General features: G+C 62.8%; 4 protein-coding genes. 1 reads left to right on the top strand and 3 read right to left on the bottom strand.

The window, feature by feature from the left end; genetic code table 11:
• The first annotated feature begins 229 nt into the window (after nucleotides 1-229).
• A complete protein-coding gene (locus ACFFUC_RS12695) occupies nucleotides 230-1,576 on the top strand; it encodes an MFS transporter (RefSeq protein WP_377686740.1) in 1,347 nt (448 codons plus the stop codon).
• A 56-nt stretch (nucleotides 1,577-1,632) separates the two neighbouring features.
• Here the strand turns inward: ACFFUC_RS12695 and ACFFUC_RS12690 are convergent, their stop codons facing one another.
• The 3 genes from ACFFUC_RS12690 to ACFFUC_RS12680 form a co-directional block, all read right to left on the bottom strand.
• Entirely contained in the window at nucleotides 1,633-3,135 is a 1,503-nt protein-coding gene (locus ACFFUC_RS12690; RefSeq protein WP_377686738.1) for an NCS1 family transporter, read from the bottom strand.
• A gap of 74 nt (nucleotides 3,136-3,209) precedes the next feature.
• Nucleotides 3,210-4,988 (bottom strand): hydantoinase B/oxoprolinase family protein, encoded by a 1,779-nt coding sequence (locus ACFFUC_RS12685; protein WP_377686736.1) that lies wholly within the window; start codon nucleotides 4,986-4,988, stop codon nucleotides 3,210-3,212.
• A 1-nt stretch (nucleotide 4,989) separates the two neighbouring features.
• Nucleotides 4,990-7,068 (bottom strand): hydantoinase/oxoprolinase family protein, encoded by a 2,079-nt coding sequence (locus ACFFUC_RS12680; protein ID WP_377686734.1) that lies wholly within the window; start codon nucleotides 7,066-7,068, stop codon nucleotides 4,990-4,992.
• Nucleotides 7,069-7,353: the final 285 nt, after the last annotated feature.

Genomic DNA, 7,353 nt, shown 5'->3' with positions numbered 1-7,353 from the left:
GTCAAGGAAGCGATCGGGGACCGCGTGCCCGGCGCGGTGGCGTGGAACCTCTTCGATATCGACGCGAAATTCGGGGACGTCCATACCGTCGACGAATGCGTCGCCTATATCGACGGCCTCGCCGAACAGGCAATCGCAGCAGAATGAACCAGATGGCGCCCCGAAACGGGCGCCATTTTCGTCCGTCCGTCTGGAAGCAGAACAACAGCAATCCAACAGGGAATTCCATATGACTGATGCAACCGAAACCGACCCCGCCACGCTCCGCAAAGTCACCGGCGCCGCCGTCGCGGGAACGGTGATCGAATGGTTCGATTTTGCCATTTACGGCTTCATGGCACCGATCCTCGCCGTGGTTTTCTTTCCCGAGGGCGACGAGCTTGTCGGCCTCTTGCAGACTTTCGCGATTTTCGCGATCTCATTCGCGCTGCGCCCGATCGGCGGTGCCTATTTCGGCATGATGGGCGACCGGCTGGGCCGCAAGAAGGTGCTGGCGCTGACCGTATTGCTGATGTCGCTCGCGACGGTCGCGATCGGCCTTTTGCCGAGTTACCAGAGCATCGGCATCTGGGCACCGATCCTGCTGACCGTCGCGCGTTGCGTGCAGGGCTTCTCGGCGGGCGGAGAATATGCCGGCGCGGTCACTTATGTGATCGAACATGCCCCCGACAACCAGCGTTCGCGGTTTTCGAGCTATATGCCGGCCTCGACCTTCGCCTCTTTCGCTTTGGCGGCCATGTGCTCCTACCTGCTCACCACCTCGCTTTCGCCCGAGCAGATGCAAAGCTGGGGTTGGCGCATCCCGTTTCTGATCGCGGCGCCTCTGGGCCTTGTCGCGCTTTACATCCGCCACCGCCTCGACGAGAGCCCGCTTTTCCAGCAGGTCATGGACGGGCCTAAAGCCGAACATGCTCCGCTGCGCCAGACCCTGCGCGAGCAATGGTGGCCGATGCTGCGGCTGGGCTGCTACATCAGCCTGACCGCGCTGTCTTTCTATATTTTCTCGACCTATATGACGACCTTCCTGCGCAGCGTGATCGGCATGCCGGCCGACAAGGTTCTGCTCAGCAATGTCATCGCGCTCAGCGCGGCTGCCCTTGCCGCACCGCTGATCGGCAAAATCTGCGACCGGATCGGGCGTCGCCCGACAATGGCGGTCTCGGCGCTGCTGCTCGGCTGTCTGGCGATCCCCTCGTATAAACTCGCCTCGGACGGAACGCTGGCCTGCGCGCTCAGCGCGCAGATCCTGCTGGCCTTGGGCGCGGTGACGGCCAATGTCGTGACGGCGGTACTGCTTTGCGAGATCTTCCCGACGCGGGTGCGCTACACCGCCTCGGCCGTGACCTATAACGTTGCCTATGCGGTCTTCGGCGGCACCGCGCCCTTTGTCGCAACCTGGCTGATCGCCGCGACCGGAGACCGGCTCGCCCCCGCCATCTACATCACGGTGATTGCGGTGCTGGCTTTCGTGGTGACGCTGATCTCCCCCGAAACCGCCGGACGCCCCTTTCACGGCAGCCAAAGACGCGCGGACGACAATGTCATCGGGGGCATCAAACTGCGCTCGCACGCCTGATCCTGCCTGAACGCAAAGGGCCCCCGATGGATCATCGGGGGCCTTTTCATTTGCGGCTAGAGGTCCTCGCGCAGCACCGGAGCCCCGCCGCTTTCAAGCAGGCTCTCGCGTCCGAAGCGGCCGTTGCCGTAATGGACCCAGCTCTTGCCGACCGAGGTTGCCAGAAAGCGGTCGGGAAAGCGCTCGATGATCTCGGCCTGCGGATAGCGCGCCAAACCGGCAGCGCGGCTGAAGCAAAGATAAAGCACCAGACCAAGCGGGCAGCCGATCAGCACAGCATAATCGACGAACCAGGCCGCAATCCCGCCCGCGATGACCCAAGCCGCAAGACCTGCGGGATTGAAGCCGCCCGCATAGCGGAACTGGCCCTCGGGGTCGTAAAGCGCGGGGACGTTCAGGCAGCGTTTGCGCAGGATGTAGTAGTCGGCCACCATGATCCCGCCGATCGAGGACAGAAACGCCCCGTAATAGCCCAGAAAAACAAAGAGGTTGTTCAGGATCAGCCAGGGAAAGCTCAGCGTGCCGACAATGCCTGCCAAGGCCACGCCGATGCGGTAGTTGATCACCCGCGGGGCGAGGTTCACGAAGGTCAGTGCCGAAGGGATCAGGTTTGCGGAGTTGTTCGTCGACCATTGCGCCAGCACGACCAGCAGCAAGAGCACCAGCAGCGAAAGGCCGGTCGCATCGCCCTGAATGACCTCGATCGGGTTCCAGTTGCCGGTCGCGATCATCGAGACCCCGCCGATCCCCGCAATCAGCGCCTGCGTCAGCGGCAGCGCGACCAGCTGCGCGGCGAAGACATTGCGGTTGCGCCGCGCGAAACGGCGCGAGGGCTCGGTTTCGAGAAAGCGCGTGAGGTTCGGAATATCGATGGCCATCGTCGACCAAAAGCCCATATTCGCCACGAACAGCACCGCGAGCGACATCGAACCGGGCAGGTCCGCGTTCCAGATATTGAGCCCCTTGGTCTGGGCGATGCCGTCGAGCGTGAAATACATCCAGACCGAAATCGCGATGATCGCGGGGGCGGCCAATGCGGCCAGCCTCTCGACCGATTTGATCCCCATCGCGGTATTGGCGACCTGCAGCGCCGCGAATGCCGCATACCACAGGAACCAGTTCGAGAATCCGAGGAAATATTCGCCGATCCCGTTCAACGCCAGCGCGCCAAGATAGGTCTGGATGCCGAACCAGATGGCCGCAACCACCCCGCGCGAGACCGCCGGCAGATGTGTGCCGTAAATCCCGAACGGCGCGCGCAGATAAACGGCAAAGGACAGGCCGTGCTCGGTCCCGATATCGGCGGTCAGCAACATGAAGGCGCCGATCACCAGATTTGCCGCGAAGATGGTCAGGATCACATGGGCAAGGCTGATGCCGCCCGAAACCCCCGTCGCACCAAGCGAATAGGTCGCGATGATGACGGCAATCCCGACCCATATCCAGATATAGCCCCACCGCCCGATCGGGCGCTGGTCGAGGCGCGTGGGCAGGATCGATTCCTCGATCAGGGCCGAGCGCGAAGGATCGGCCGTGCCGATCTGTTCGGTAATGGACATCTCTACTCTCCTGTCAGACCCCGGCTTCTTGCCGGTGGAAACGAAAAGGCCGCCTCGACGGGCGGCCTTCGGGTTTATTGCTGGGCGAGTTTCGCACGCAGCCGGCCGGTCTCGGCCATGTCGACGGTTTCGCTATCGAGATCGATCGCCACCCCGTAGACCTCGCGGGCATGTTGGGCCGAATAATAGCCGTCCAGCACATCCTCGAGCACCTTTTGCGCAGGACGTTTCAGCGGGCTGCCGTAGCCGCCGCCATTGGGCCCGTAATAGGCCATGACATCATCGGCCCCGACCGCGAGACCAGAAAATTTGGAATGCATCTCGCGCGCTTCCTCGGGCTTGTTCTTGTTGTAGATCACGCAGCGGCCGGTCGCGCCTTCGGTACCGCCGAATATGCCCCAGGGCGCATCGGTGTGACGTTCGGATTCATGCGTGATGAAGCCCGGCGTCAGCACGCGTTGCGATTTGACCACGCCGATCCCGCCGCGATATTCCCCCGCGCCGGGCGGCGCATCGTCGCGCAGCTCGTAGCGGTCGCAGATCATCGGGATATGCATCGCGAGATCCTCCAGCGGGTTGTTGCGGGTATTGGCCATGAGATTGTCGATGCAATCGGGCCCGTCCGATCGCGGCCGCCCGCCATAGGCGCCCTCGTTCACCTCGAGAAAGACCCAGTAATCCCCCGAGGGCCGCACCCCCGAATAGGCCGCGAAACTGATCGAGGCCGAGGAGCCCGCAATCACCGTCTCGGGCATCACCGGCGCCAAAGCGCGAATGATCAGATCGATCATGCGGTTGCATTGCGTGAAACGCGCCTCTGCCGAGGCCGGCGCGCGCGGGTTGAAGATCGATCCCAAAGGCGCGGTGACCGTGATCGGACGGAACGAGCCCTCGTTCGAAGGCGCGCGCATTTCCGACGTCGCGCTGTCGAGCAGTAGTTTGCGGAAAGCCGCGAAAGCCGCGACCTTGGTCGAGCCCTCGAAGGGCACGTTGTAGGCGGTGGGCGTCTGGTCGGCCGATCCGGTCAGATCGACCTCGACCTCGTCGCCGCGCACCCGCAAAGTGACCTTGACCTTGAGGCGCTGGTCGCGATTGCGCCCGTCGTCGTCGAGCCACCCTTCGGCGGTGTAATCGCCATCGGGAATATCGGCGATGCGGTTGCGGGTCAGGCGCTCGGCATAATCCATAAGCTGGTTGGCGGCGGTGAAAACCACCGTCTCGCCGTATTTCTCGATCAGCTCGACGAAACGCTTGGCCCCGAGCCGCGCCGAGGCGACCTGAGCCTCGATATCCATGACCAGCTGCCCCGCCGCGCGCGAATTGCGGCGGATGTAGTTCCACATCGCATTATTGGGCTCGCCCTTGCGGTAAAGCTTGGTGCCCGCAAACAACATCCCCTCGGCATAGACGTCGGGCACATCGATGATCAGCCCGGGCGTCGCCGCCCCGATATCGACGTGATGGGCGGTGTTTCCGGCAAAGCCGATCAGCCGCCCGTGATGGAAAATCGGCACCACGATCGCAAGGTCGGGCGTATGGGAGGAGCCGTAATAGGGGTGGTTGTGGACAACGACATCGCCCTCGTACCACTCGCCATCCTCCAGCGTTTCGGCGATCCCGCGCAGATAGGCGGGGATCGATCCGATATGCATCGGCGTGGATTCGCTTTCGCACAACGTATTGAAGTCGGTATCGAAAAGCCCCGCACCCAGATCCTGGCTTTCGCGGATGATCGAGGAAAAGGACATCCGGTAGAGGACGTGCCCCATTTCCTCGGCAATGGTCTCGAAAGCACCGCGGATCACCTGCAGGGTAATCGGATCGACTTCGGTGATCTTGCTCATGTCGTTCATGTCACTCTCCCAAAGTGCGGATGCGGGTGTTGCCGTAATCGAGCGTCTCGGCGACATAGCCCGGCGGAACCAGCGTGGTGGAATTGTGCTGGACGAGGATCGCCGGACCCGGAACCTTGTCGCCCGCAAAAAGCTTGGTGCGGTCGTAGCGCGGCGTGTCGAGGGTGCGTCCGTCGTCGAAGGTTGTCACCCGCACAAACATCAGCGCCCTGTCGATCGACGAACCGTCGGTCGGCGCGATCTTGGGGATCTCGATCCGGCGCACCGCAGCCGAGCCGATCACGCGCACCGTAATCAGCTCGACCTCGGCCTCGGGATAGGCATAGCCGTAGTCGCGCTTGTGGGCGGCGTGGAAGCTGTCGGTGATTTCGTGCTTGTTCGACTGGGTCAGTTCGGCCGCAGGCATCTCGGCGCGCAGCTCGAACCCCTGCCCCTGATAGCGGCATTCGGCGATGACGCTCAGCTGTTGTTCGTGACGCGGAATGTCGTCGCTGTCGAGCTCGGCCACGACCTGATCGCGCAGGGCCTGAACGGCCGCATTGACGCGCGCAAGCTCCTCATCCGTGGCTTTGGTCAATTCGACCAGGCCGGCCTTGGTATACTCATATTGCAGGTCGGTTTTCAAAAGCCCGACCGCCGCCGTAATCCCCGGCGCGACCGGAACGATCACGTCGCGCGCCGACACCGCCTCGGCCAGAGCCACGCCATGAAGCGGGCCCGCGCCTCCGAAAGGCATGATCGAAAACTCGCGCGGATCGATACCGCGCGCCACCGAGTTCGAGCGGATGGCCAGCGCCATATTGTTGTTGATGATGCGGATGATACCCAAAGCCGCATCCTTGACGCTCATGCCGAGAGGCTTGGCGATTTTGTCTTCGACCGCTTTTCTTGCAAGTTCTGCATCAAGGCAAAGATCGCCCCCCAACGCCAGATCGGGATCAAGCCGTCCCAGAACAATCTGCGCATCCGTGACCGTAGGCTCTACCCCGCCGCGCCCGTAGCAAGCCGGCCCCGGCTCGGATCCGGCCGAACGCGGCCCGACGTTGAACGCCCCCGCCTCGTCGATGAAAGCGACCGAGCCGCCGCCCGCACCGATCGTGACCAGATCGATCATCGGCGTCAGAACCGGATGGCCCGAGACATAGGTGTCGCGCGGGTTCATGATCTTGACGCTGCCGTCGGGAATGGTCGAAATATCGGCCGAAGTGCCCCCGATATCGACGGTGATGATATTGGGAACACCGGCCATTTCCCCTTCCGAGGCGCCTCCGATCACCCCGCCCGCAGGCCCCGACATCAGGATGCGCACCGGACGGCGCGCGCAGGCGTCAACCGTCGAGACCCCGCCGTTCGACTGCATGATCCGGAGCTTGGAGGTCACCCCCGCCTCGCGCAGTTTCGCGTCGAGATCGCGCAGGTAATAGGCGGTCTTGGGGCCGACATAGCAATTCATCGCGGCGGTCGAGAAGCGCTCGTATTCGCGCATGACATTCGCCAGTTCGCTCGAGATGGTGACATAGGCCTCGGGTATTTCCTCGAGCACGATCTCTTTGGCGCGCCGCTCGTGGCTGTCGTTGAGAAAGCTGAACATGAAGCCGATGACGACCGAACTGATGCCGCGTTTGCGGAACAAGGCGCAGGCACGGCGCACCGCTTCTTCGTCGAGAGGGGTCTCGATCATGCCCGCCGGCGGAAGGATGCGTTCGGGAATGGAGATGCGGTTGCGGCGTTTGACCAGCGGCTGGCTTTGCCAGGGCACGTCGAAATGCAGCGAGAAATTGTAAGGCCGCTTGTGGCGCCCGATATGGAGGATGTCGCGGAACCCTTCGGTCGTGAGCATGCCGCATTCGCTGCCGTTATGCTCGATCGTGATATTGGTCGCGGTGGTCGTTCCATGGACGATCAGCTCCACATCGGCCGTGTCGATCCCTGCCCGCTTGCAGATGCCGCGCACGCCTTCGACGACGCCAATCGATTGATTTTTAAGGGTAGTCGGAACCTTGTGGTAGAAAACCCCTTTGGAGCATTCGAGCACGAGATCGGTATTCGTGCCTCCGACATCAACGCCAATTCTGGCCATTCTTCACCTCCGTCATGAGCCGGCATCGGGCCGCACCAAGGGGCACGACAGTCGCGGAACGGGTGCATTGCCGGGCATCCTGCCCCGGTTCCGTATCCCCCGCGCCCGTTGCCGGACGCGGGCTTTGTCCTGTCGTGCTTACTCTGCTGCGATTGCCTGTTCGGCGAGGCCGTCGATATAGGCGACGCATTCGTCGACGGTGTGGACGTCCCCGAATTTCGCGTCGATATCGAAGAGGTTCCACGCCACCGCGCCGGGCACGCGGTCCCCGATCGCTTCCTTGAC

Source organism: Paracoccus cavernae (assembly GCF_042430175.1).
Classification (GTDB): domain Bacteria; phylum Pseudomonadota; class Alphaproteobacteria; order Rhodobacterales; family Rhodobacteraceae; genus Paracoccus; species Paracoccus cavernae.
This window is presented reverse-complemented; position numbering and strand designations above follow the sequence as displayed.